This is a genomic window from Paraburkholderia sp. UCT31, from assembly GCF_014397655.1.
GTDB lineage: Bacteria > Pseudomonadota > Gammaproteobacteria > Burkholderiales > Burkholderiaceae > Paraburkholderia > Paraburkholderia tuberum.
This window is the reverse complement of record NZ_VZQP01000012.1, coordinates 14,833-39,300: the sequence shown is the minus strand read 5'-3', so window position 1 is coordinate 39,300 and position 24,468 is coordinate 14,833. Positions and strand designations below refer to the sequence as shown.

The 24,468-nt window shown below is 61.5% G+C and carries 24 protein-coding genes; 14 read left to right on the top strand and 10 right to left on the bottom strand.

Going from position 1 to position 24,468, the window contains the following annotated elements; genetic code table 11:
* Positions 1-66: 66 nt before the first annotated feature.
* Both F6X40_RS12535 and F6X40_RS12530 read right to left on the bottom strand, forming a co-directional pair.
* The gene (locus F6X40_RS12535) at positions 67-726 is read right to left on the bottom strand and encodes an NrsF family protein (RefSeq protein ID WP_187628072.1); all 660 of its coding nucleotides are present in this window, start codon (positions 724-726) and stop codon (positions 67-69) included.
* Positions 723-1,346 carry a sigma-70 family RNA polymerase sigma factor gene (locus tag F6X40_RS12530; RefSeq protein WP_262421444.1) on the bottom strand — a complete coding sequence of 208 codons (624 nt, stop codon included), beginning with the start codon at positions 1,344-1,346 and terminating at the stop codon, positions 723-725. The genes F6X40_RS12535 and F6X40_RS12530 overlap by 4 nt, the downstream gene beginning before the upstream one ends.
* 161 nt (positions 1,347-1,507) lie before the next feature.
* Here F6X40_RS12530 and F6X40_RS12525 point away from each other — a divergent pair, with 161 nt between their 5' ends.
* The 6 genes from F6X40_RS12525 to F6X40_RS12505 all read left to right on the top strand — a co-directional run bounded on the left by F6X40_RS12525 (position 1,508) and on the right by F6X40_RS12505 (position 5,488).
* Positions 1,508-1,819, top strand: a complete 312-nt coding sequence (locus tag F6X40_RS12525) for a DUF2282 domain-containing protein (protein ID WP_187628070.1) — start codon at positions 1,508-1,510, stop codon at positions 1,817-1,819.
* Between the two features lie 14 nt (positions 1,820-1,833).
* On the top strand, positions 1,834-2,724 hold the full coding sequence (locus tag F6X40_RS12520; RefSeq protein ID WP_187628069.1) for a DUF692 domain-containing protein: 891 nt from the start codon (positions 1,834-1,836) through the stop codon (positions 2,722-2,724).
* Positions 2,696-3,508, top strand: coding sequence for a DNA-binding domain-containing protein (locus tag F6X40_RS12515; RefSeq protein WP_187628068.1), 813 nt, complete (start codon positions 2,696-2,698; stop codon positions 3,506-3,508). Before F6X40_RS12520 ends, F6X40_RS12515 begins: the two co-directional genes overlap by 29 nt.
* Positions 3,505-3,999: a DoxX family protein gene (locus F6X40_RS12510; protein ID WP_187628067.1), complete on the top strand. Its 495-nt coding sequence runs from the start codon at positions 3,505-3,507 to the stop codon at positions 3,997-3,999. Before F6X40_RS12515 ends, F6X40_RS12510 begins: the two co-directional genes overlap by 4 nt.
* A 22-nt stretch (positions 4,000-4,021) precedes the next feature.
* Positions 4,022-4,246 carry a GDCCVxC domain-containing (seleno)protein gene (locus F6X40_RS42260; RefSeq protein WP_316251807.1) on the top strand — a complete coding sequence of 75 codons (225 nt, stop codon included), beginning with the start codon at positions 4,022-4,024 and terminating at the stop codon, positions 4,244-4,246.
* A gap of 537 nt (positions 4,247-4,783) precedes the next feature.
* Positions 4,784-5,488, top strand: a complete 705-nt coding sequence (locus tag F6X40_RS12505) for a LuxR C-terminal-related transcriptional regulator (RefSeq protein WP_184062315.1) — start codon at positions 4,784-4,786, stop codon at positions 5,486-5,488.
* Positions 5,489-5,531: 43 nt separating this feature from the next.
* Here F6X40_RS12505 and F6X40_RS12500 read toward each other — a convergent pair whose 3' ends face one another.
* Together F6X40_RS12500 and F6X40_RS12495 are read right to left on the bottom strand one after the other, a co-directional pair.
* Positions 5,532-7,478, bottom strand: a complete 1,947-nt coding sequence (locus tag F6X40_RS12500; RefSeq protein ID WP_187628066.1) for a hybrid sensor histidine kinase/response regulator — start codon at positions 7,476-7,478, stop codon at positions 5,532-5,534.
* Between the two features lie 69 nt (positions 7,479-7,547).
* The gene (locus tag F6X40_RS12495; protein WP_187628065.1) at positions 7,548-9,497 is read right to left on the bottom strand and encodes a hybrid sensor histidine kinase/response regulator; all 1,950 of its coding nucleotides are present in this window, start codon (positions 9,495-9,497) and stop codon (positions 7,548-7,550) included.
* A gap of 774 nt (positions 9,498-10,271) precedes the next feature.
* Here F6X40_RS12495 and F6X40_RS12490 point away from each other — a divergent pair.
* Together F6X40_RS12490 and F6X40_RS12485 are read left to right on the top strand one after the other, a co-directional pair.
* Complete coding sequence (locus F6X40_RS12490; RefSeq protein ID WP_410452414.1) at positions 10,272-10,628, top strand: DUF4148 domain-containing protein; 357 nt, start codon at positions 10,272-10,274, stop codon at positions 10,626-10,628.
* Between the two features lie 120 nt (positions 10,629-10,748).
* Positions 10,749-11,084 (top strand): hypothetical protein, encoded by a 336-nt coding sequence (locus F6X40_RS12485; RefSeq protein ID WP_187628064.1) that lies wholly within the window; start codon positions 10,749-10,751, stop codon positions 11,082-11,084.
* Here F6X40_RS12485 and F6X40_RS12480 read toward each other — a convergent pair.
* Entirely contained in the window at positions 11,059-11,892 is an 834-nt protein-coding gene (locus F6X40_RS12480; RefSeq protein ID WP_187628063.1) for an oxidoreductase, read from the bottom strand. The genes F6X40_RS12485 and F6X40_RS12480 overlap by 26 nt on opposite strands.
* A gap of 154 nt (positions 11,893-12,046) precedes the next feature.
* Between F6X40_RS12480 and F6X40_RS12475 the strand changes: the two genes are divergently transcribed.
* On the top strand, positions 12,047-12,958 hold the full coding sequence (locus F6X40_RS12475; protein WP_262421452.1) for an AraC family transcriptional regulator: 912 nt from the start codon (positions 12,047-12,049) through the stop codon (positions 12,956-12,958).
* Positions 12,959-13,566: 608 nt separating this feature from the next.
* Here F6X40_RS12475 and F6X40_RS12470 read toward each other — a convergent pair.
* From F6X40_RS12470 to F6X40_RS12450, 5 genes are all read right to left on the bottom strand, one after another.
* Positions 13,567-13,857 (bottom strand): hypothetical protein, encoded by a 291-nt coding sequence (locus tag F6X40_RS12470; RefSeq protein ID WP_187628061.1) that lies wholly within the window; start codon positions 13,855-13,857, stop codon positions 13,567-13,569.
* A gap of 229 nt (positions 13,858-14,086) precedes the next feature.
* Positions 14,087-14,515 carry a VOC family protein gene (locus F6X40_RS12465; RefSeq protein WP_187628060.1) on the bottom strand — a complete coding sequence of 143 codons (429 nt, stop codon included), beginning with the start codon at positions 14,513-14,515 and terminating at the stop codon, positions 14,087-14,089.
* Between the two features lie 250 nt (positions 14,516-14,765).
* Positions 14,766-15,866 (bottom strand): cell division protein ZapE, encoded by a 1,101-nt coding sequence (zapE, locus tag F6X40_RS12460; RefSeq protein ID WP_187628059.1) that lies wholly within the window; start codon positions 15,864-15,866, stop codon positions 14,766-14,768.
* A gap of 247 nt (positions 15,867-16,113) precedes the next feature.
* On the bottom strand, positions 16,114-17,949 hold the full coding sequence (locus F6X40_RS12455; RefSeq protein ID WP_187628058.1) for a thiamine pyrophosphate-requiring protein: 1,836 nt from the start codon (positions 17,947-17,949) through the stop codon (positions 16,114-16,116).
* Between the two features lie 96 nt (positions 17,950-18,045).
* The gene (locus tag F6X40_RS12450; protein ID WP_090809917.1) at positions 18,046-18,948 is read right to left on the bottom strand and encodes a YihY/virulence factor BrkB family protein; all 903 of its coding nucleotides are present in this window, start codon (positions 18,946-18,948) and stop codon (positions 18,046-18,048) included.
* A 159-nt stretch (positions 18,949-19,107) separates the two neighbouring features.
* Between F6X40_RS12450 and F6X40_RS12445 the strand changes: the two genes are divergently transcribed.
* From F6X40_RS12445 to F6X40_RS12425, 5 genes are all read left to right on the top strand, one after another.
* A complete protein-coding gene (locus F6X40_RS12445) occupies positions 19,108-20,190 on the top strand; it encodes a ligase-associated DNA damage response exonuclease (RefSeq protein ID WP_187628057.1) in 1,083 nt (360 codons plus the stop codon).
* Between the two features lie 10 nt (positions 20,191-20,200).
* Positions 20,201-21,874: an ATP-dependent DNA ligase gene (locus tag F6X40_RS12440; protein WP_187628056.1), complete on the top strand. Its 1,674-nt coding sequence runs from the start codon at positions 20,201-20,203 to the stop codon at positions 21,872-21,874.
* Between the two features lie 443 nt (positions 21,875-22,317).
* Positions 22,318-22,794 (top strand): response regulator, encoded by a 477-nt coding sequence (locus tag F6X40_RS12435; protein WP_018425151.1) that lies wholly within the window; start codon positions 22,318-22,320, stop codon positions 22,792-22,794.
* A 259-nt stretch (positions 22,795-23,053) separates the two neighbouring features.
* Positions 23,054-23,920, top strand: coding sequence for a glucose 1-dehydrogenase (locus tag F6X40_RS12430; protein WP_187628055.1), 867 nt, complete (start codon positions 23,054-23,056; stop codon positions 23,918-23,920).
* Between the two features lie 87 nt (positions 23,921-24,007).
* A complete protein-coding gene (locus F6X40_RS12425; RefSeq protein ID WP_187628054.1) occupies positions 24,008-24,325 on the top strand; it encodes a hypothetical protein in 318 nt (105 codons plus the stop codon).
* Positions 24,326-24,468: the final 143 nt, after the last annotated feature.

Below are 24,468 nucleotides of genomic sequence, written 5' to 3'. Positions count from 1 at the left end.
GAACCTGTCTTTCGAACGGTTCACCATATCCGCGCGCGCTTGATGCAACAAGATCCGACAAGGCTGTCATCGGACAGGCGATGCGACCCACGCGAACAATCGATGTGAGTACCGCGCGCTGACCAGCAACAGCATCGCCGCGACGCCGAAATTCCAGACCAGGATCATGACCGTCGCGTCGAGCGGATGAAACATCGACAGAGCCACAGCCGTGAGCGCGGCAACGGCCAGGCTGCCCGTCATCACCACGGGAGCGGGCGCGAGCCGCGCCACGTGACGCAGCATGATCAGCAGGGCGAGCGAGAGCGGAATGCCCGTGAGGCCGAGCGTCGCAAAACAGCGCGCGGTTTCCCCCAGCGACATGCCGTCCGGGCCGATCTCCACCCAGTTGATCAAGCATCCGTAGCCGATCGTCGAAACCCATGCCACCAGCGCGGGCAGCGGTAACAGTAGCCAGCGCAGCGACCTTCCCGGCACGCTGGCAACGAACGACGCGACGGCAGCGAGAATGCCCGTCAACGCGGCTGCCGCCACGCCCGTCACGAACACCGGCTGATGGAGCTTCGCGGCGAGGTCAGGCCGCATGCCGTGCGCCACGCCGACCAGAGTGAGCACGAGTGCTGCGAACAGGAGCCAGCCGACCGCCCGCACGGCGGGCGGGCGCAGCGGGCGCACCGGGTTCGCATCGGCAACCAGCGACTCGATCAGATCGGAGGTCGGACTCATTTGCGGTCTCCTTGCGTCAGGAGCTTGTGCAGGCCTTTCAGCCCGCGATGCACAGCGACCTTCAACGCGGCAACAGTCATTCCACTCGCCACAGCCGCCTCTTTCAAAGACATCTCCTCGAGTTTGAGCATACGTATCGCGTCGCGCTGCCCGGGCGGCAAACGCTCGATCGTCTCGCGCAGCATGCGCGCATCGGTGGCCTCTTCCATCAGATTCGCTGTGGGGTCGGCCAAGGTTTCATGTTCATCGTCGAGCGGCACCTCGCGGGCGTCAAGACTCCCAGCGTGGCGCAGCGTATCGACGATGCGGCGCATGGCGACGGTCAGCAGCCAGGGGCCGAACGGTCGCGCGGGGTCATAGGTATGGCGCACGCGATGCACGGTGGCGAGGACGTCCTGCACGACGTCCTCGACTGCGTCGGGACGGACCCCATGACGGTTCGCGAGGTTGCGCAGATACGGCGTCATGCTCTGCAGCAGCCGGCGGTAGGCGTCGCGATCGCCTTGCTGCGCGCGCGCCATCAAAACGGACCAGTCGGGCGTGCCGTCGGGCCGCGTTGCGTCATCCAGCGTGGCGCTGCGCGGTTCCCCGCCAGCCGGTGTGGACCGCTCGGGCAGCATGCGCGCGACGCTGCGGTGTCGATAGTCGGACATCGTTGCAGTCAGTGGAAGAGGCGATCTGCGCAAAAAATTATTGGTGCGCGGCGTAACCTTTGACCGCGCCTGACCGAATCTGCTTAGGAGATCGCAGCTTCGCGATCCCAACCCTCGGAGAAGATACTATGAGCAAGTCCGCTTTGACCATGTCGTCGCTGTCCGCCGCGGTCGGCATGGCGCTTGCAATGCAGGCGTTGCCCGCGCAGGCGCAGGGTATGGGCAAACCGCCGCAGGTCGTGAAGGACAATATGGCCAGAATGGCACAGAACCACCTCGAAAAGTGCTACGGCATCAACGCGGTAGCGAAGAACGACTGTGCAGAAGGGGCGCACTCGTGCGCCGGCCAGGCCACTCAGGGGCGCGACCCGAAGTCATTCGTGCTGTTGCCCGCGGGCGATTGCAGCAAGATCGCGGGCGGCCAGACGAAGGCAGGCTGAGGGGCGCTGCGGCCATGAGCGCAACCATCGCCCGCACGCGCGCGCCGGCCAGCCCGATTCCTTCGAGGGCCGGCGTGGGACTGCGTTTTCGCCATCATCGGGCCGTGCTCGATGAACGACCGGCCGCGGCGTGGTTCGAGGTGCACACTGAAAACTACATGGGCGGCGGGCCCGCTACGCGTTATCTGGATGCGATTCGCCGCGACTATCCGGTCTCCCTGCACGGTGTGGGCCTCTCGCTCGGCAGCGCCGATGGACTCGACGCCGCACATCTTGCACGCGTGAGCGAGGTCGTCGCGCGTGTACAGCCTGGCCTCGTCTCCGAGCATCTTGCGTGGAGCGTGACGGCCGGTACGTATCTCGCCGATCTGCTGCCGTTGCCGATGACCGAAGAATCGCTCGACGTCGTGTGCCGGAACGTCGATCGGATGCAGACGGCACTCGGGAGGCGGATTCTCGTGGAGAACCCGTCCACTTATCTTCGCTTCGCGCATTCGACAATACCGGAGTGGGAGTTCCTCGCGCATCTCGCACAACGCACGGGATGCGGGCTCCTGTGCGACGTGAACAACATCTACGTCAGCGCGTGCAATCACGGATGGGATCCGCACACGTATCTCGACGCGCTGCCGCCGGCGGCCATCGACGAAATCCATCTTGCCGGCCACAGCGTGAGGCAATTAGAAGGCGGCCAGGTCTTGCGAATCGACGATCACGGCTCACGCGTCGCGGCGCAGGTGTGGGCGCTCTATGCGGCTGCGCTGCAACGCTTCGGGCCGGTGCCGACGCTGATCGAATGGGACACCGACGTGCCGCCGCTCGACGTACTCATCGAGGAAGCCGCAACGGCGGAATCAGCACTGGAGGCGGTTCGCCATGAACATGCACACGCCATCGATGGCTGATCTTCAACAGGCCATGCGCCGCAGCCTGCTCGAAGGCGCCAATGAAAGCGCCGCCGCCACCGTGCTGGCCGATGGTCTCGATCCGCAAGCATGCCTGAACATTTATCGGAACACAGCGGAAGGTGTGCTGATCAATGCGCTGCGGCTTGCCTTTCCCGCCGTGCAGCGGCTGGTCGGCGGGGACTTCTTTGAGGGCGCAGTGCGCCTGTTCATGCATGCTTCGCCGCCACACAGCGCATGGCTCGACGACTACGGCGCACAGTTTCCGACCTTCCTCGCGCGGACGCCACAACTCGCATCGGTACCCTATGTGGTCGACGTCGCGCAGCTCGAATGGCAGGTGAATGGCGTGCTGCACGCACCCGACATCGCGCCGCTCGATCCAGTACATCTCGCACGGCTCGACGAGGGCGCGCTCGGCTTGCTGCGGTTATCGCCTCATCCGGCGACGCGGTTGCTGCGCTGCGACGCTCCCGCTGACGCGATCTGGCGCGCCGTGCTCCAGCAGGACGACGCGGCGCTGCGCGCAATCGACCTCGCGGACGAGCCTGTGCATCTGCTCGTGCAACGTGTCGATGAAGGCGTCGATACCCTGCGCTTGAGCGCTGGAGAGTGGCGCATCAGCAAGGCGCTTTTTGCGGGCGAGGCGCTCGGCGCGGCGCTGGCACGCGCGCCGGAAGCGGATGGTCTTGCACTCATTGGCGCCTACCTTGCACGCGGATGCTTCGCCCAGACGTCGCAGATTGCCAGCCGTATTCGGATCGACCAGGGATCATCGACATGACTCGCCTCTCCAACCCTGCAGACGGCCATAGCGTATTTCAGTGCGCAGTTCAGTTGCTGGAAAACGTGCCTTACTGGCTGCTGGCCATTCCGCTGCGCCTCGCGGTTGCAACGATTTTCTGGAATTCGGCCATGACCAAGCTCGCGAACTGGGATGCGGCGCTCGAACTGTTTCGCGACGAATACAGGCTGCCGTTGTTGCCGCCGGATGTGGCAGCACACATTACCGTATCGATAGAACTGAGCATGCCGGTGTTGCTGGTGCTCGGCCTGGGCGTCAGGCCCGCCGCATTGATTTTGCTCGGGATGACCTCCGTGATAGAGCTGTTTGTGTACCCGCAGGCGTGGCCGACGCATATTCAGTGGGCAGCCATGCTGCTCGTCCTGTTGTGCCGGGGCGCCGGAGCCTTGTCGCTCGACCATCTGGTACGTCAGCGACGGTGGAGCGCTGCTCCGTCGGACGGCGTCCGGCGTCAGCGCGGTGATGGTTGATTTCGACAGGAGGACCGTCACCGTGAGCAATGTCGTTCTCGCTTCTGTGCTGACCTGCCCGCAATGCGGGACCGCTACGCCGGAAACCATGCCCACGGATGCATGCCAGTTCTACTACGAGTGTCCGGCCTGTCATGCGCTGCTGCGTCCGAAGCCGGGCGACTGCTGCGTGTTCTGTTCGTTCGGCGCGGTACCGTGTCCGCCTGTTCAGTACAGGCGCGCGTGCTGCGAACCTCAGACAAGGTAACGCTACGACGAAAGCATCAATCTGAACGCACTGAGGAAGCGGGGCTCGCCCCTTCCTGGAAGCCTCGCGCTTCCCCCTCGAAACGCTTGACGGACTGACTCAGGGCGTGAAGCGGCCTTACGCGCGAGTGCAAGGACAACGACCGTTTCCAAGGTACATCGGTCGTTCAACACCGCCTGGACGAAATGATAGGGGCATACGTCGACGCACTTCGCACATGTTCGGAGCATCGAACTGTCGGCACGCCGCAGACATTTCGCCGCGAGTCTGTCAGTGCGCCACCACCACTCGCGAATCGCCTTCATGCCCGCGGCTGCCGCGCAAACCGATTCGATCGCGCAAAGCCGTGTGCCGCCCGGGGCGCGGCACACGGCGCGAACATGGCACACCCTGTGCGCTAGAGACCGCGGGTCCGCAACACTCTGCAGTTCAAGGATCTGCGGCCTCGCTCGATATGCTAAGCTGTCAGGCAGTGCTCCGCACAAACGTAGCGCACGATCGATGCTTTTCTCGGATGTATAAAGAGGAGAAGCGACCATGAAAATCCTATGGGTCGATGACCACGAAATTCTTTGCGTTGCTCTTTCCGAATATGTCCAAACACACGCGTCGGAGCTGAGCGCAGCCCCAATCGACATCACGCCCGTCTTTACGCTTGCCAGCGCGCTTGAAGAAGTCAACAAGACACCGCCCCCGGACCTGGTATTCCTGGATCTTAATCTGGATGGTGAGAATCGTGGCGCCGCGACACTTGAGCATTTTCAGGCCGGAAATCCATCCAATGTTCCCGTGGTCATCTGCACAGGACTTGCTCCTGGAAACGATCATGAAGTTGAAATTTTGCGAATGTGCATGCGTGACTACGCCGCTCGGGGAATCCTGTTGAAAGGAGGCGCGTACAAAAAAATGTTCATTGGACTGAGCAGGATCTTAGGAGGTGAACTCTGGATTCCGGAAGAAGTCTTGCTCCGCTTTGCCTGCTCGACACAAGCGCCCTCAGCTAGCCAGAATCAGCATCATCTTGGGCTTTCTCCGCGAGAGTGGGATTTGGCGCGTTGCATTGCACGTGGCCTCTCAGGTAAACAGATCGCAAGAGAGCTTGGCGTCTCCGAGGGACATGTCAGACAGGTTTCTTGTGTTATTTACGACAAACTTCAAGTCAGAAACCGCGTCGAAGCTGCACTTCGAGTCAATGCCGAGCTTACCCTTGGAAGTGGGGCAGCAGATACGCGACTGTCGTGAAGATCTCTGCTACACCGCTCTTCATGTTTCCCTGCCATCACTTTTAACCGCCTTCGGTCGACGTTTTTGGCTTATGTTCTGCAAGTGTGGTCAATAAGGTTCGTTCCGAAACCGGTTTCGACAAAAGCTTGATGCCACTGACGGCTACTTTTTTGAGCACAGCTGACGAGGTGTCCCCCGACCACAGGATCGCAGGGATCGAGGCGTCGGTAGCAGCGCGGACCGCCGTAATCGCCGCAATGCCGTCCTCGTTTTCCAGCCGGTAGTCGGAGAGGATGAAGTGCGGACCACTTGCCAGAGCCTCAATGCGCAACTGCTCGATGACGTCGGATGACGATTCCCCCGCCACGACGTAGCAGCCATGCTCGATCAGGCGCATCGATATTTCGATTCTTAAGTCGCTGTTGTCCTCGATGATCGCCACGACCATATTGGTCAGGTCCGGGTCGCCGTCTTCAACCGTTTGAACCTCGCGCAACGCCGGCGGTATGAGTCCCATGAACGGGACCGTAACCGAAAAACGCGATCCACGTCCTGGTGTCGAGTCCACGTTCAGTTTGTGACCAAGAAGGTTCGCGAGACCCTGGACAATGGACAGACCCAGGCCGAACCCTTTTTCACGATTCCTCTCGGGATTATCGACCTGTACATAGCTTTTGAAGATATCCGCCTGTCGACCTTCAGGGATACCGATCCCGTTGTCCCAGACGCTTATCTTTATGCCGCTGCCTCGCCTCTGGCAACTCACCAGAACATGTCCCTTCTTGCCTCCCTGTTCGGAAGGCGTGTAACGGACCGCATTGAGCACCATATTCCGGACGATCCTGTCCAACGCATGTCGATCCGTACGGACCAGATAGGGGCGACTACGGAGTCTTAACTTCAGCCCCTTTGCCTCAGCCAGCGCCTGCATATCCACGACTATGCCGCGTAAAAGGGAAGGCAGCGCCACCTCCTGAATTTCTACATTCCAGGTGCCGGACTCGAGGCGGCAGATATCCAGTGCCCCGTTAATCATTCCTTCCATCGCGTCCACTTGCCTTTGCGCAATCGAGACGCCTTCGACCAGATTGGTCGATTTAATGCTCCGCCCGATGAAATTTAACTTCAGGCCGAGCGTGGTGAGCGGTTGACGCAGGTCATGGCTTATCGCAGCGATAAGCAGGTTCTTCTCCGCCGTTGCCGCTACAGCCTGAGATCGCGCCTCCTCGAGAAGAATCTCTTTAACATATGCGCGTTTCTGACTGTAAAAAATAAACCACGCGAGGAAACAATAGCCAATCAGTTGAGCCGTATAAAAGCCCAGTATTGCTGGCCGGTGAATAAATAGAGGTGGTCCCAAGCTAAATCCGAACGGGATAGCGCCGAGCACGAATGAACCTAAATTCGCACGAAGACTCGGTGCGAGCAGCAGCAAGGTAAATGTATGGCTGATTAGCGTGTACTCAAGGAAGCCAAAACTGGCCAATTTGACGTAGGGAGCATGGCCCGAGAAATCGGGTGGGGTTAGCCCAAAGCTACCTGTCGCCCACCAGAACGATGTCAGTGTGACGACTGCAGCCCACGTCCAGTGCATCTGCTCGACCGCGTCGACGCTGGCGTGCTTCGGGAGCGCCATGGTCTTTTTCAGCAAGTATGCTGCCATGGGAGTGGCTATCCCCCACAGTCCCAGGACCCAGACGACACGGAACCAACGGTAGCTATCCGACGTTTTGATCCACGATCCATATACGCACAACAGCGAGGCTCCGACCGACACTAGCACGGTCCAACATACCGCCCGACGGGACAGCGATTTCAATAACTCACGTTTGACATAGAGATTCTGCTCGGTACTGAGTGCCGCAACCGGTCCCAGAAAAGGATTCACAAGTTCAGCGAATACGCGGCGCCCGATTGTGTGATCCGTTTCGCCCGCGCACAGTGATGTGCTGGCCCCGGGCTTTTCGCCCGCGTCGGAATCACGTCGTGTTTGAATACGGGACGCCATAGCAGGCCTCCGAGAATCAAGTGCAGCTACGCTCCGTTATGCAAGCTTTGTGTTCCCCTGCCATCTCTTTCACCCGCCTTCGGTCAATGTTTTTGGCTTATGTTCTGCAAGTGCGGTCAATAAGGTTCGTTCCGAAACCGGTCCCGACAAAAGCTTGATGCCACTGACGGCTACTTTTTTGAGCACAGCTGACGAGGTGTCTCCCGACCACAGGATCGCAGGGATCGAAGCGTCGGTAGCAGCGCGGACCGCCGTAATCGCCGCAATGCCGTCCTCGTTTTCCAGCCGGTAGTCGGAGAGGATGAAGTGCGGACCGCTTGCCAGAGCCTCAATGCGCAACTGCTCGATGACGCCGGATGATGATTCCCCCGCCACGACGTAGCAGCCATGCTCGATCAGGCGCATCGATATTTCGATTCTTAAGTCGCTGTTGTCCTCGATGATCGCCACGACCATATTGGTCAGGTCCGGGTCGCCGTCTTCAACCGTTTGAACCTCGCGCAACGCCGGCGGTATGAGTCCCATGAACGGGACCGTAACCGAAAAACGCGATCCACGTCCTGGTGTCGAGTCCACGTTCAGTTTGTGACCAAGAAGGTTCGCGAGACCCTGGACAATGGACAGACCCAGGCCGAACCCTTTTTCACGATTCCTCTCGGGATTATCGACCTGTACATAGCTTTTGAAGATATCCGCCTGTCGACCTTCAGGGATACCGATCCCGTTGTCCCAGACGCTTATCTTTATGCGGCTGCCTCGCCTCTGGCAACTCACCAGAACATGTCCCTTCTTTCCTCCCTGTTCGGAAGGCGTGTAACGGACCGCATTGATCACCATATTCCGGACGATCCTGTCCAACGCATGTCGATCCGTACGGACCAGATAGGGGCGACTACGGAGTCTTAACTTCAGCCCCTTTGCCTCAGCCAGCGGCTGCATATCCACGACTATGCCGCGTAAAAGGGAAGGCAGCGCCACCTCCTGAATTTCTACATTCCAGGTGCCGGACTCGAGGCGGCAGATATCCAGTGCCCCGTTAATCATCCCTTCCATTGCATCCACTTGCCTTTGCGCAATCGAGACGTCTTCAACCAGATTGGTCGATTTAATGCCCCGCTCGATGAAATCTAACTTCAGGCCGAGCGTGGTGAGCGGTTGACGCAGGTCATGGCTTATTGCGGCGATAAATTGGTTCTTCTCCGCCGTTGCCGCCACAGCCTGAGATCGCGCCTCCTCGAGAACAACCTCTTTTACACATGTGCGTTGCTGATCGTTGCAAATGAACCATGCGACGACACAATAGCCAATTATTTGAGCCGTATACCAGTCAAACATTCCTGGCCGGTTAATAAAGAACAGTGGTGCCATGTTAAATCCGAATGGGATAGTGCCAATCACGAGTGCCCCTAAAGCCGCACGAAGACTGGGTGCGAGCAGCAGCAACGTAAATGCCTGGCAGATCATCGTCAGTTCCAGAAAGCCATACCGGCCGAATCTAAAGTAATAACCATGGAGGACCACGAATTTGGGTGGGATGAGCCCAAAGCTGGCCGCCGCCCACCAGAAAGATGTCAGCATGACCAATGCAGCCCATGCCCAGTGCATCTGCTCGACCGCGTTGACGCTGGCGTGCTTCGGGAGCGTCATGGTCTTTTTCAGCAAGTATGCTGCCAAAGGAGCGGCTATCCCCCACAGTCCCAGGATCCAGACGACACGGAACAAGGGATAAATATCCGATGTTTTGATCCACGATCCAAATACGAACCAGAACGGGCTTCCGACCAGCAATAGCGCGATCCAATATACCGATCGGCGGGACAGCGATTGCAATAACTCGCGTTTGACGAGGAGATTCTGCTCAGTACTGAGTGCTGCAACCGGTCCCACAAAAAGATTCATAAATTCAGCGAATCTGCGGCGCTCGATTGTGTGAGCCGTTTCGCCCGCGCACAGTGATGTTCTGGCCCCGGGCTTTTCGCCCGCGTCGGAATCACGTGGTGTTCGGGTACAGGACGCCATAACAGGCCTCCGGGCATCAGGTGCAGCTACACGCCATTGTGCTAGCGGTCCGCCAGCAAGTCGATGGACAAGTGTTCTGTTTTTTGCCGAACAAAAGTTCGTGATCCACGCAGGTGGTCCCTACCTGAGATTGTGCCCGCTGTGCCGAGCGTTGGGCGGAAGACCGTCAAAGCTGCTGAACGAGGGTAAGTATGAGGCTGATCTCTCGCGCTGCGCAGTACCAGTAACTCGCGGTTGTCCTGATCAAGCACGGCTCGCCAATTGCGATATTGGGTGCTCGCTCCGTGTGTGCCGCGTCGAACTGCATCCGTAACCAGGCGTGCGCCGTACTCTCAAGAAATCACTCTAACGAATAATCGTAAAGCGACACCCAACATTTATTCTCCCGAAAAGGAACATTTAATGCCGAACATCAAATTATCGACGTAACTACAACTGACACGATTACACGGCGCAATAATGCAACATAATTCGATACAAGGAGGGCGTCAATCACCGCACAACGGCCCGCGTTCTTCTCTTGTCGAATGCCTGTTACGAGTACGGCTCTATAACCGGCCGATGCGGAAAACGCAGTGCGTACATGCGCGACGTTTTCCACCTCACTTTCAGGGAGATCGACATGATCCGCAATACGCCACCGAGTTAAGCCAGCTGAGTCGCGGACGACTCCACACCCCATATCAACCACAACTTCCAGTTTGTCTGCAGAACTGGCTGCAGTGTGCTATTCGGTTTCCCGATTGTTAAGTTAGCCATGAATCAAGGAGCTCCATGATGAAAACCCTTGCATGCCTTGTCCTCGCCAGCTGTGCGCTTGCCAGCCCAGTCGTCAGCTTCGCTCAGAGCACCGCGCCCGTCACCCGTGCGCAGGTGCGCGCGGAACTGATCCGTCTCGAGCAGGCCGGCTATCACATGGGCGACGGCGACCATACGAAGTATCCCGAGCAAATTCAGGCTGCTGAAGCGAAGATCGCTGCACAGGACAGCCAGCAGGCGGGCAACAGTGACGTTGGCGGTACGACGACCAACGGCACCGCAGCTTCCGGCAGTGTCCAGCATGTGTCGACGCCCTCGCCATCGTCGTGCGTCGGCCCCGCAAGTTATTGCAACCTTTTCTTCGGTAATTGACCGCGAGATGGCTCGCCCGACACCTCTCCGACGATCCGGGTAACGTGCCTGGATCGTCTGGGGGCGTCCTCACCGGTGGCGTCCGAATCTTCGGACCCTGCGCAACGAATTCCAGGTGAAATGATGAACCCGCGGTCGATACGCATCGCCGGCCACATGGTGTTGACCTCGTTGACACTTTACGTCGCCAATGTATTGCTGCGCACTAACAACAGCGTTGCAGGCGCGATGTTGCTGATCCTCGGGACGTTGGTCATACATCTCCTTCGCCCCTTAATCCATTCGAGCATCGAGCCGCCTTCGATGAGCTTTCGCGTCTGGCTCAACAAATCCTCGCTGCCAACGGACTTTCAGATCGGGCAAGCATCGCTTCGTTCGCACCCGACGCCGCGGGATACGGTTCTCGACAGCTTCTTAGCCTCGGCGCTCATCAGCCGTCCGTCGAAACGGTGGTAGCCTCCCACGCATCGATTTCCACGTTCAATGCCGACAACTTGTCTCGAACGAGCCCGAGTGCGTCGCTACCGAGCAAAAGACGCGTGGGCGGATGATCCGCTGCCATGGCGGCCAGCATTGCGCGCGCCGCTTTCCTGGGATCTCCCAGCTGCTTGCCGCTTTTTTCCTCGCGGGCCTGGCGGATGGGATTGAAAATATCGTCGTAATCCGAAATTGAGCGGGGGGTCCGCGTCATCGAGCGACCTGCCCAGTCAGTGCGAAATGAGCCCGGCGCCACGGCCGTCACGGCAATACCGAAGGGCTTGACCTCTTTGCCAAGCGCCTCGGAGATGCCCTCCAACGCAAACTTGCTCCCGCAGTAATAAGCGATTCCCGGCATCGTGATGTAGCCGCCCATCGATGTGATATTCAGAATGTGGCCGCGGCGGCGCTCACGCATGAACGGCAGGACGGCCTTCATCATGGCGACCGCACCAAATACATTCACATCGAACTGTCGGCGCATAGCCGAGAGCGGCGATTCCTCCATGATGCCCTCGTGGCCGTAGCCGGCATTGTTGACCAGCACATCGATTGGTCCGACGCCAGCCTCGATTTCCGCCACGACGCCGTCGATGGCGTCGAAGTCGGTCACGTCGAGCACGCGTCCCCAAGCGGCATTCGCGGATACGGACTCGAATTCACGCTTTGCCTGGGCACTTCTCACCGTACCGACGACCTTGTGACCCACCGACAGCGCTTCCTGTGCGAGTGCGCGGCCAAAGCCGCTGCTGACGCCGGTGATGAGCAGAGTTTTGCTGGTTGCCATTGAAGCTTCTCCCGAATGTCGATTGGAGAGTGCATACTAATCTGACCAGCGAGGCAAATTAAGCCGAATTCCGCTGATTTTCTTGCATAAAACTATGAACACGATACGCGCTTCGACCCAGCATCCAGGTCTATCTTCTCGAAGCCAGAAACGCATGATTGTCCTGCTACGCGCATTGGCGCCCGACGAGGGCTACAACCTGACGGCACTGCCGAGCGTCCGCATCTTGCGGTCGAACCGGGCGCTATCGCGCACGCCCGTTCTGTACGATCCCGGTATCGTGATCGTCTGCCAGGGCCGCAAGCGAGGTTATTTCGGCGAGCAGCTCTACCTGTACGACGAGCGTCACTACCTGGCCGTGTCCGTGCCCGTGCCGTTCAGCATGGAGACCGACGCAACCGAGGAGCGCCCATTGCTCGCGCTGTATCTGCACCTCGATTTCGCATTGGCCGCCGAACTTGCGGAGCGGATCGACCGCGAAGGCGTGGGGGAGTGCGCACCAGCACCTCAAAGCATGATGTCGACGCCGATGGATGACGCAATGCAAGCGTCCGTGCTGCGCTTCCTCGAGGCGATGCATCGGCCACTCGAATCTGCTGTGTTGGGCGCCGGGCTGCTGCGTGAACTGTATTTCCGGGTGCTCACCGGAGCCCAGGGAGGCTCGTTGCGCGAGGCTTTGGCGATGCGAGGACAGTTCGGCCAGATAGGCCGCTCACTCCGCCTGATTCATGCGAGCTATGCGCAGCCCCTCGACGTAAGGCAACTGGCCGACGAAGCGGGTATGAGCATTCCGAGTTTCCACAGTCACTTCAAGGCAATTACGCAGGTGTCGCCGATGCAATATGTGAAGTCGACGCGCCTTCATCAGGCTCGCCTGTTAATGGTGCGCAAGGAGCTAACCGCGGAGGCGGCGGGACACGCTGTGGGTTATGCGAGCCCGTCCCAGTTCAGCAGGGAATTCAGGCGTCTGTTTGGCTTGACGCCTGCCGCAGAGGCAAAGCGTATGCGCGAGAGCTTCGCGATCCCGGCAGTATTCGCTGATACGGCTTATGTCTCGTCGCACTGAATTTGCCGCGGTTCGGTTCGATCGTAGATCAGTGATCGGACATCCACGAGTGTCTGCTAGACGGTGAGAAGCATGCGCCCGCAACGTCGTCATGGAGGACGGTTACTTTTGACGAGGGAGGCTTTCAGCGCAGGTTGAAACCCGCCGCGAGTAACCGTCTTCGCTGGCCGCGGATTGCCAGACCGCCGGCCCCGCGTCGTAATCGAGGCAGCGCTGGATCACAACCGGCACCGGTGAGCGCGAACGTTCGATATCACGCCGATTGTCCGAAAGTTAGGGGGATACAGGGACGGCGGCCGTTTTCAAGCGGCGATGCAAACCACCTAACTGACCGAGGTCCGTCCTTGATTCATTGTCGATTTTATACACGACCTACCGGAAGGCGAAATTTCGGGGGAAGCTCAATCGAGACGTCCTGGCACACAGGCCGACACGTTGGGGCGAACTCGGCCTTCTGGCGCGTTTATGACCGGCCAGTCACACCAACTTTTTTCTACCGTCGCGATCTGTGTTCCAGTCGCTGCTATTCGGTCACGCTTCGCCCGACGAAATTGAACCGCCTGGTCGCTTTGCGCTCATTTGCGCCCGGTTGCCAGCCTTGATTGCTCTCATTGGCCGGCTGGCGACTTTGTGGTTGGCGTCGCCAGCGAGTTGTTAACCCCGTAAGCGGGGGGGCGGGACGTCGAGCTACTGTTCGCGCTATTCGGCTGGCCCGAGGTCGGCGACCCGGAGCCGCCGCTGTCCGTGTTGGTGGCGCCAGGCGTGCCGTATCCACTCGTTGCAGCGGCCGGCGACTGTGTGGTCGGAGTCGCCAGCGTGTTGTTGCTTTGTGCATATACGCTGCCCGACAGCGTGAGTGCGGCGACGGCCGCGATCAATGTGCTGGTTGCCTTGTTCATGACACGCGTCTCCTTGGTTGGACTGCGATTTCGACGCAAACGATGCTTCCGCACCGTTTCCGTCGTGCTCGCCTAATGCCAAGTTTAGGAAAGCGATGGCTGATAGTTACGCGCATTATTCACAATGGTGAATATCGATTTTCGGCGCTAACCGGGTAACCTGACGCGCGCTGGTCCCCGATCTGAGGCTATCAGTCAACGCGCGCAAGACTGCCACTGTGGTTGCCCATCATTTCTCTTCCCGCATCCACGGCGTAAACGTGATTCCGACCAGCAATCCTTCCGGCCCGATGAAGCGACTGACCGTCTGGCCCCACGGCTCATTCCGGTTCCTGACCAGCATCCGATACCCTTGCGATTCAAGTTCCGCCGTTGCCGCCTGGACGTCGTCGACATCAAACTCGATCCAGGCTTGCGGGATGGGTACGTCGCGAGGCCACGAATCCGTGCCGAAGCACGACTGGGAGGCGTGGGAGAGCGGCCACAAGGCGAAAGAGTTTGCGCCGTTCAGACCCTCCGTATGGAGATAGCCGCCGTTCTCTTCCTTGAAGGGGATACCGAAGGCCCGACCGTAGAGATCGCGGCTTGCCTGGGCTTCAATCACAATCGGGCCAAAACCTGCGATGAACAAGGCCGTGGCTTTTGGGATCTTTTCCATGGCTTCTCCTTTGCCGCGAAAGAGCGGCGCGATGAAGAACGAGCATGTTCGCCCACGCCCATCGAACTGATCTGGCGGCGAGTTTTCCGGTACCGCGGGGCATGGCATGGTTGAGTGTAGGCTTGTTTCGGGTGGCCGGCGATGCATCGCGCGGCGCCGTGGCGCGTGCGTCGAGGCGAAACGGCGTTGGCACGCTTTACCGTCGCTTTGCAAGAATTGCAGAAATGCGCGCGGGTGCGATGCCCGGCCATCAAGCCTCGGCGTTGATGCCGTCTTGCGCGTTGTCCTCGCCGCCCCGTTCAAGCGTGCTGCGATATGCGCGCGACTGCATCTCGGCAAGCCGGCTCAGCGTACGCGACAGATCATGCGCGCCTTCGAGACCGATCAACGCGGTCCCGATCGGCTGATCGGAGGCGATGAAGAGCGCACGCTTGCGGTCGTAGAAGATGTCGATCAGCCAGACGAGGCGCTGCAGCGTATGCGGCTGCCTCAGCGCTTCCGTATGCAGACGATCGACGATCAAGCCTTGCCATTGCTCGGCGAGATCGAGGTAGTCGAGGTGCGAGCGGCTTGCGACGCACAACTGCTCGAAGTCCGCCCACAGCAGCGCGCGGCCGGCTGCCCGCGCTTCGAGCGGCCGGCCCGCCGCGCTCAGCCTGATCGGCTCGATCGCGGCGTCGCGTTCATGGCTCGTGAAGATATCGCGCAACGCGGCCTCGCTCGATGCGTCGAGCGGCGCGAAAAAGCGCGGCACCTCGGCCGCTTCGCCGCCGAAGCGGTAATCGCGCACGCCATCGAAATGGATCACCGTGAAGCCGCGTTTGATCTGCGCGATGGTCGGCAGAAAGCGCTCGTGAAACTCGGGGTCGGGCAACAGATCGTCCGGTGCGTAGTTCGACGTCAGCACGATACGCGTGCCCAGGTTGATCGCGGTGTCGAGAAAGCGGCCCATCAGGAACGCGTCGGCGATATCGTGCACATGGAATTCGTCGAAGCACAGCAGCTCGATACCGTCGAGCCATTGCCGCGACACGTCGCCGAGCCGGTCGTCGCCACGCGGCGCGTGCACGAGCCGGCGGTTCATCGCGCGCAGGAACTCGTGGAAATGCAGGCGCCGTTTGCGGCATGGCGCAAGCTCGAACAGCGTATCGACGACGAGGCTCTTACCGCGGCCCGGCAGTCCGTGACAGTAGACGCCTTGCGGTCCGAACGCGGCGGTGGACCATGCCTGCCGCGCGCGCTGCTGCGCGCCGACCAACCCGACGAGCGCGCCGATGGCCTCGCGCTGCCGTGCATCGGCAGAGATGCCGCGCGCGGTCAGTGCGCGCGCGATGCGGGTTTCGTCAAGCATGGGCAAGAGCGTCCATGCCTGATGACGCGAATGACGCGAATGACGCGACTTGCGCGAATGACGCGAATGACGCAGTGTGGGCCGCCGCGAAAACGGCGAGGATGTGTGTGAGCATGAGATAACGCCCGACGTGATGGCCTGCGGCGAAGCAGACCCAATGAGCGCGTGCACGGAGCGCGCGCCATTTTACCAGCCACGTTCTGCGTCGAACGTTGGCGCGCACACGCGTCGTCGAGCCGCTACCGCGTCATTTGTCGTGATGCCCCGGCAGCACGGCACCGAGCACCTGCTTCGCCGTTTCGACCACCACGTTGCCCTGATCGGGATCGCCCTTCATCAACGTCTCGACGAACGCCTTCGCCTGCGCGAGCGTGACGTGCGGCGGCAGCGGCGGCACGTTCGGATCGGCCTTCACCTCGATCACGACCGGGCGATTCGACGCGAGCGCGTCGTCCCAGGCGGTGGCCATCTGATCGGGATTGTCGACATAGATGCCCTTCAGACCGATCAGCTCCGCGAAGCGGTGATACGGCACGGACGGAATGTTCTGCGAGGCCTCGAACTTCGGATCGCCTTCCATCACGCGCTGCTCCCATGTGACCTGATTCAGGTCGCCATTGTTGAGCACCATGCAGATCCAGCGCGGATCGCTCCAGCCTTGCCAGTACTTCGCGACCGTGATCAGTTCGGCCATGTTGTTCATCTGCATCGCGCCGTCACCGACGAGCGCGATCACGGGCCGCTCGGGGTACGCGAACTTCGCGGCGATCGCATAGGGCACGGCCGCGCCCATCGACGCGAGCCCGCCCGACAGCGAGCACATCATGCCGCGCTGCACTTGCAGATCGCGTGCGTACCAGTTCGCGACCGAGCCCGAATCGCTGGTGACGATCGCGTTCGAGGGAATGCGCTTCGACAGCTCCCATACCGAGAGCTGCGGATTCAGGCCATCTTTCGCGGGTTCGTGCGCGCGTTTTTCCAGCGTCTTCCACCAGTCGGACACCCAGCCTTCGATGCGCTCGCGCCACAGCCGATCCTTCTTTTCCTCGAGCAGCGGCAGCAGCGCGCGCAGCGTCTCGGCGCTATCGCCGACGAGGTTCACTTCCATCGGATAACGCAGGCTCAGCATGTCGGCCTTGATGTCGATCTGCACGCCGCGCGCGTCGCCTTCTTTCGGCAGAAATTCCGAGTAGGGGAAGCCCGAGCCGATCATCAGCAACGTATCGCAATGGGTCATCATGTCGTAGCTCGGCTTCGTGCCGAGCAGGCCGATCGAACCGGTCACCCACGGCAGATCGTCGGGCAGCGCGGCCTTGCCGAGCAGCGCCTTGGCGACGCCGGCGCCGAGTTTCTCGGCGATCGCGATCACTTCGTCGGTCGCGTGCAGCGCGCCCGCGCCGACCAGGATCGCGACCTTGCGGCCCGCGTTCAGCACGTCGGCGGCCTGGCGCAATTGCTCGTCGCTCGGTACGACGCGCGGGCGTGCGTAACCGATGCCCGAATGCAGCGTGCCATGCTTGCGCCCCGGCGGCTCGTAGGAAATGTCCTGCAGATCGTTCGGCAGTATCAGCGCCGTGACCGCGCGCTCGGCGAGCGCGATGCGCACTGCGCGATCGACCAGATGACGGACCTGCGCGGGCAGCGTCGCAAAGCCGACGAACGAGCCGGCCACGTCCTTGAACATCGCGGGCAGATCGAGCTCCTGCTGATAATGTCCGCCGATCGCCGCGCGTGCCTGCTGACCGGTAATCGCCAGCACCGGCATGTGATCCATGCGCGCGTCGTACAGCCCCGTCAGCAGATGCGATGCGCCCGGCCCCGAGGTGGCGATGCACACGCCCAACTCGCCGGTGAATTTCGCATGCGCGGAGGCCATGAACGCGGCCATTTCTTCGTGACGGACCTGAATGAATTCGATCGGGCCCGGCTGATCCGTGCTTTTGTGGCGTTTCTTCGCTTCGCTCTGCGCGCGGTTCAACGCGCCGAACACGCCGTTGATGCCGTCGCCCGGATAGCCGTAGATTCGCCGCACACCCCATGCGTGCAGTCGCCCGATGATGAAATCGCCGACGGTTTCAGCCATGATCCTCGCTCCTCGATAGCCAGTCGATGCCGCCGCGCGAAATGGGCGGCCGTCGTCGGTATCGGCGAGCAAGGCTTGTTCCTTGCGAATGGCTTGCTACCCGGTCTTGATCCTCGGCTGCGGCGCGTCGAGCGGTTCGTGGCCGAAGCGCTCGTATTGCGATATCACCTGCGCGCCGAACAGCAGCAAGGTGGCGAGCCATTCGAAGCTGAGCAGGATCACGATCGCCATCGTCAGCGAACCATAGACGACGCTGACCTGCGACAGCGTGGCGAAATACCAGACCAGCACGTGCCGCGTGATCTCCCACAATGCGCCGGCCACCACGCCGCCGATCAGCGCGTGTTTGAGCGACGGCCGTCCCACCGGCATCACCAGATAAACCGAGGTCAGCACGAAGATTTCGCCGGCGAGCCCGAACAGATACAGCATCACTCGCGAGAAGCCCTGCAACGACACGTGCAGGCCGAACAGTCGGAGTCCTTCGGCGCCGATCGTGTCGAGCGCGCTCGACACGAACGTGACGATCAGCAGCCCCACGCCGAGAAACAGGATGTAGCAGTACGGCAGCAGCGCCGAGATCAGGAAGTGGCGCCGCTTCACGACGACCCGATGCACGAAGATCAGCGACATCGCGTTTTCGAGCACGGTGAACGCGAGCGAGCTGAAGAAGATCATCGTCAGCAGCAGCACCCAGCCGATTACCGCGCGATGCAGCAGGAAGTTCGACAGCTCACGCACGAGCGCGGCCGATTGTCCGGGCACGAGCCAGCGCAGCAGATGCGCAAGCGCGTCGAGCACCAGCTGCTGCGGCACCACGCGCGACAACACGATGACGATCAGGATCAGCAGCGGCACGATGGACAGCAACGCGTAGTACGCGACCGCGCCCGCGAGCAGCAGCCCCTGGTTCGCGCGAAACGCTTTCAGCGTTTGCAGCAGGAAGCGCCAGGGATGTCTGGCGATATACAGCGCTTGCTGGTCGAGCAGGATCGGCATGAGGCCTCGCGGTGCGCGCCGGGCACTGCCGGATGGCAGCCGCTCTCGACACGCCTGTGTGCTTTATATACCGTAAGCAGAAACGGGGCCATCAATGGTGCGGCATATAGTTTGCTTGGCCGCGTTCGCAAGATCGCGTTCCCTTGCCGAGGACAGCCGATGGATCAGCCGCCGCGTCAGACCGACACCGCGCCGCAAGCCAACGATCTGGTGATCGCGCGGCCGGAGGGACTGTATTGCCCGCCCGGCGATTTTTACATCGATCCGTGGCGGCCGGTCGAACGCGCGGTGATCACACATGCGCATTCCGACCACGCGCGTTTCGGTCATCAGCGCTACCTGGCCACGCGCGCGGGCGCGAGCGTGCTGCTATCGCGGCTGCCCGGCATCGCGCTGCACCCGCTCGACTACGGCGAGCCGCTGACGATTGGCGCGGCGCGCGTGTCGCTGCATCCGGCCGGGCACGTGCTCGGCTCGGCGCAGGTGCGCATCGAGCACGCGGGCCGCGTGTGGGTGGCGTCGGGCGACTACAAGCTCGAAGCCGACCGGACCTGCGCCGCGTTCGAACCGGTGCGCTGCGATACGTTCATCACCGAATCGACGTTCGGTCTGCCGATCTATCGCTGGGATACGCCGCAAAGCGTGTTCGATTCGATCGATTCATGGTGGCGTCACAACGCCTCCGAAGGGCGCGCGTCGGTGCTGTTCTGCTATTCATTCGGCAAGGCGCAACGCGTGCTCGCGAGTGTCGATGCGGCGATCGGGCCGATCTTCTGCCACGGCGCGCTCGAGCCGCTCAATCGCGCGTATCGCGACGCGGGCGTGCGTCTGCCGGCGGTCGGTCTGGTCGGCGAGATTGCCGCGAAAGACAAGGGCGTATTCAAACAGGCGCTGATCGTCGCGCCGCCGTCCGCGCAGAACAGCGCGTGGCTCAGGCGCTTCGGCGACTACAGCGATGCGTTCGCGTCGGGCTGGATGCGCCTGCGCGGCGCGCGTCGCCGGCGCGGCGTCGATCGTGGCTTCGTGCTGTCGGATCACGCGGACTGGCCGGGTTTGCAAACGGCGATACGCGAGAGCGGCGCCTCCCGCGTGATCGTCACGCATGGCTCGATCGAACCGATGGTGCGCTGGCTCAACGAGCAGGGCCTGCACGCCAGCGCGTTCGAAACGCAATACGGCGACGATACCGTCGAAGCCGATGCGGCCGGCGCCGACCAGGCGCCGGCGGCGAGCGAATCATGACGGGCACCGTATGAAACGCTTCGCGGCTCTCTACACCGCGCTCGATGCGACCACGTCGACGCACGACAAGCTCGCGGCGCTGACCAGTTATTTCTCGGTGGCCGACCCCGAAGACGCGGCATGGGCGTCGTATTTCCTCGCGGGCGGCAAGCCGCGTCAACTCGTGCCGACGCGTTTGCTGACCGAAATCGCGCGCGAGCGCGCCGGCTTGCCCGAGTGGCTGTTCGAGGAGTCGTATCACGCGGTGGGCGATCTGGCCGAGACCATCGCGCATATCCTGCCGCCGGCGTCGCGCAACTCCGAGCTGGGTCTCACGCAATGGATCGAGCAACGCATGCTGCCGCTGCGCGGCCTGCCGCCCGACGAGTTGCGCAGGCGTCTGCTCGGCTACTGGGACGAACTCGACTGGGGCGGTCGTTTCCTGCTGACCAAGCTGATCGGCGGCGGCTTTCGTGTCGGCGTCGCGCGGCAACTGGTGGTGCGTGCGCTCGCCGAAGTGGCCGGCGTCGATCACAAGCGGATCGCGCAACGAATGGTCGGCTGGACCGATTCGCGACAGAAGCCCGATGCGGCGCGCTATCTGCGTCTGATCGCGCCGCAGACCGACGACGATACGCAAGCGCACGCGCCTGAACACGATAGCGACCTCGGCCTGCCGTATCCGTTCTTTCTCGCGCATCCCTTGCAGACCGATCCGGCGACGCTCGGCGATCCCGCGCACTGGCTGATCGAGTGGAAGTGGGACGGCATACGCGCGCAACTCGTCAAACGCGGCGGCCGCGTGTGGTTGTGGTCGCGCGGCGAGGATCTGATTACCGATCGTTTTCCCGAAGTCGCGGCATTGGGCGAGTCATTACCCGATGGCTACGTGATCGATGGCGAGATTCTCGCGTGGGAGCCCGGCGCGGCAGCGCCATTGCCGTTCGCGCGGCTGCAACCGCGCATCGCGCGCAAGACGCTGACGCGCAAGATACTCGCGGATTCGCCCGCCGCGCTGCTCGCATACGATCTGCTCGAAGCGAACGGACAGGACCAGCGCATGAACCCGCTCGCTGAACGGCGCGCACGCCTCGATGCGCTGGCCAGCTCCGTCGATGGCACGCTCGCGCGTGGTCTGCTGCGCATATCGCCGCTCGTCCTTGCAGCGGACTGGACCGCGCTCGCGGCGTTGCGCGACGAGAGCCGCGCGCGCGGCGTCGAAGGTTTGATGCTCAAGGAGCGCGAGTCGATGTACGGCGTGGGTCGTACCAAGTCCTCGGGCACGTGGTGGAAATGGAAGATCGAGCCTTATGCGGTGGACGCTGTACTTGTTTACGCGCAGCGCGGTCATGGCCGTCGCGCGAGTCTTTACACGGACTACACGTTCGCGGTGTGGGACGAGGCCGACGGCGTGCGCACGTTGGTGCCGTTCGCGAAGGCCTATTCAGGGCTCACGGATGAAGAGATGCGTCGGGTCGATGCGATCGTGCGCAAGACCACCGTCGATAAATTCGGCCCCGTGCGCAGCGTGACGCCAACGCTCGTGTTCGAGATCGGCTTCGAAGGGATACAGGCGAGTTCGCGTCACAAGTCCGGCGTGGCCGTGCGTTTTCCACGCATGCTGCGCTGGCGCACGGACAAACACATCGACGACGCAGACACGCTCGCGATGTTGAAAGGGTTCATCGATAATCGTGCGGGATAACCCGCAGAGCACAAACCCCTAACATGTCGAGCATTTTTTTATCGGCATCGTCGCTTATTCTTTGTTAAGACCGCGTCATCGATTCGCGCCATCAGTGCGCAAGCGGCATGCATTGCGTGGCCCCCCAATTCGTTGAAATTACCGATAACCTGCGACGCCCCGGAACGAGGCGGATAGCACAAAGACAGAGCGTCAATCGATGTTGCGCAGCGCGCACATCGTAGGCGCCGTCATTCAAATGCCGTGATGAATGGGCACGCTGAATCCCGCATTCCAGCTGATTGAAACGCTGGAATGCGCGACGAGGCGTGCTGGCCGCGGCATCGTCCGATGCGAAGCGGGAATAACAAAAAGCTGATCGTAGTCCGGCAAAAGCAATGGGATCGAATCTTGCACGTGTGGCGCGGATGCCCTTCAGGGCCAATGTAAAAGGGCGAGAAATAATGACAGTGTTCAACGACAACGTGGACAGCAGCGACGACGTGCTCGTATGGCGACCGATCCGCTATGCGATGGCCGCGCATCGTCGTGTGCTGGTAGTCGACGATTACCGGGAAGCGGCCGATGCGCTGCAAATGCTATTGATGGCCGACGGCTTCGAATGCCGCGCGCTCGACGATCCGTTTGCCGTGTGCGAGACCGCGCGCGAATGGCAGCCGTTCGCGGTGGTGCTCGACATCAAGATGCCTGGACTCGACGGGCTCGAACTCGCGCGGCGGCTGCGCGCGCATCCGCAGACTTCGCACATGCTGCTGGTCGCGTGTACCGCGTTTGCGTCGCGCGACGATCGCGCGCTCGCGAAGGCGGCCGGCTTCGACGCGCATTGCGCCAAACCGTTGACACCCGAGCGTCTGCTGCGCGTGCTCGAATCGGCGGCGGCGTTGCATGCGGCGGAGCCATCATCTGAATCACGTTGTTAGCGAAAACTTGCTGACAGTTCTGTTATTTCTGCACGGTCGTCGCCAGAAAATCGCACTCGTCGTTCTGCGAATCTGTTTGTCATCAATCTGCCATCTGTTCGCCACCGTTCTGTCCGACGCAGTTTCTTTAGCCATGCGTGTCCTGCGCGCAGGAGTTTCCTCTCGCTATTGCATGCAGGCCCACTCGTTGCTGAAAAACCGATGATGCGGCGCGCTCGTGCGCGCCGCCCATGGTCATTCGCACCGAGGGAGATCCGACATGAGCGACACGCAACGTCCGGCACCGCCGTTTCCTGAACAGCAGCAGGACCAGAGGCCCGGCCGCACGGCCGACATGAACCCGCAACCGGATCACGGCGAGAAAACCTATGAAGGATCGGGGCGTCTCGCAGGCAAGGCGGCGATCGTGACCGGCGGCGACAGCGGCATCGGCCGCGCGGTCGCGATCGCGTTCGCGCGCGAAGGCGCGGATGTGCTGATCGCCTATCTCGACGAAGACGACGATGCGCGCGAGACCGCACGCTGGGTCGAGGACGCGGGTCGCAAGGCGGTGCTGCTCGGCGGCGATATCCGCGATCGCACGCATTGCGATGCGATCGTCGACAAGGCGATCGAGGCATTCGGCCGGCTCGACGTGGTGGTCAACAACGCCGCGTATCAGATGAGCTATCCGTCGCTCGACGCGATCAGCGACGAAGAATGGGACCGGACCTTCGATACCAACATCGGCGCGATGTTCAGGATCACGCGCGCGGCGGTGCGCCACATGAAGCCGGGCGGCGCGATCATCAATACTTCGTCGATCAATGCCGATCATCCGAATCCTGGCCTGATCGCGTATGCGACCACCAAGGGCGCGATCCAGAACTTCACCGGTGGCCTCGCGCAATTGCTCGCGGAAAAGGGCATTCGCGCGAACTGCGTGGCCCCGGGACCGATCTGGACGCCGTTGATTCCATCGACGATGCCGGCAGACAAGGTCGAGCAGTTCGGCAAGCAGGTGCCGATGAAGCGCCCCGGCCAACCGGCCGAACTGGCCGCCGCGTACGTGATGCTCGCGTCGGATGAAGCGAGCTACATCTCGGGCGCGACGATTGCGGTAACGGGCGGCGCGCCGATTATTTAGGTTGTCGAACTGATGGCGGCATGGCCGCCTGCGCTCACGTACGAGGTTCGCGCAGTGGGTTTTCATAACGTCATAAGGGAGAGTTCCATGAAGATCGATGTATCCGTCAAACTGGCTGCCACGCTCGTTTCAGGCTGCCTCGCGCTAGGCTTTGCGCAGGCGGGCTTCGCGCAGACCGGTACCAATCCGTCCGTGCAAAACAGCAAGTCTGCCGCGCAACCCGGCGCAAGCCAGGAAGAGTCGCGCACGCCGGACACGACCAGCGCGAACAACGCGAACGGCAATGTCGGCGAATCGGGGGGCGCCACCAATGGCGTCGCCGGCGGCGGCAATGGCCGCACCACCACCCACAAGCGCTTCAAAGGCGCGACGCCGCCGCGCGCGGGTAGTGGGGCGGGGCAATAAGCGATCCGTCGAGCGCGTCGGCCTGCCTCCCGACGCGCCGCACGCCGCGGCGGCATCGCGCTCGCGCGCTGTCGCCGCTTTGCATTGGTTTGAGTTGCGTTGAGTTCCGTCGCGCGCCGCACTGCTTGCGCGATGCCTTGTGA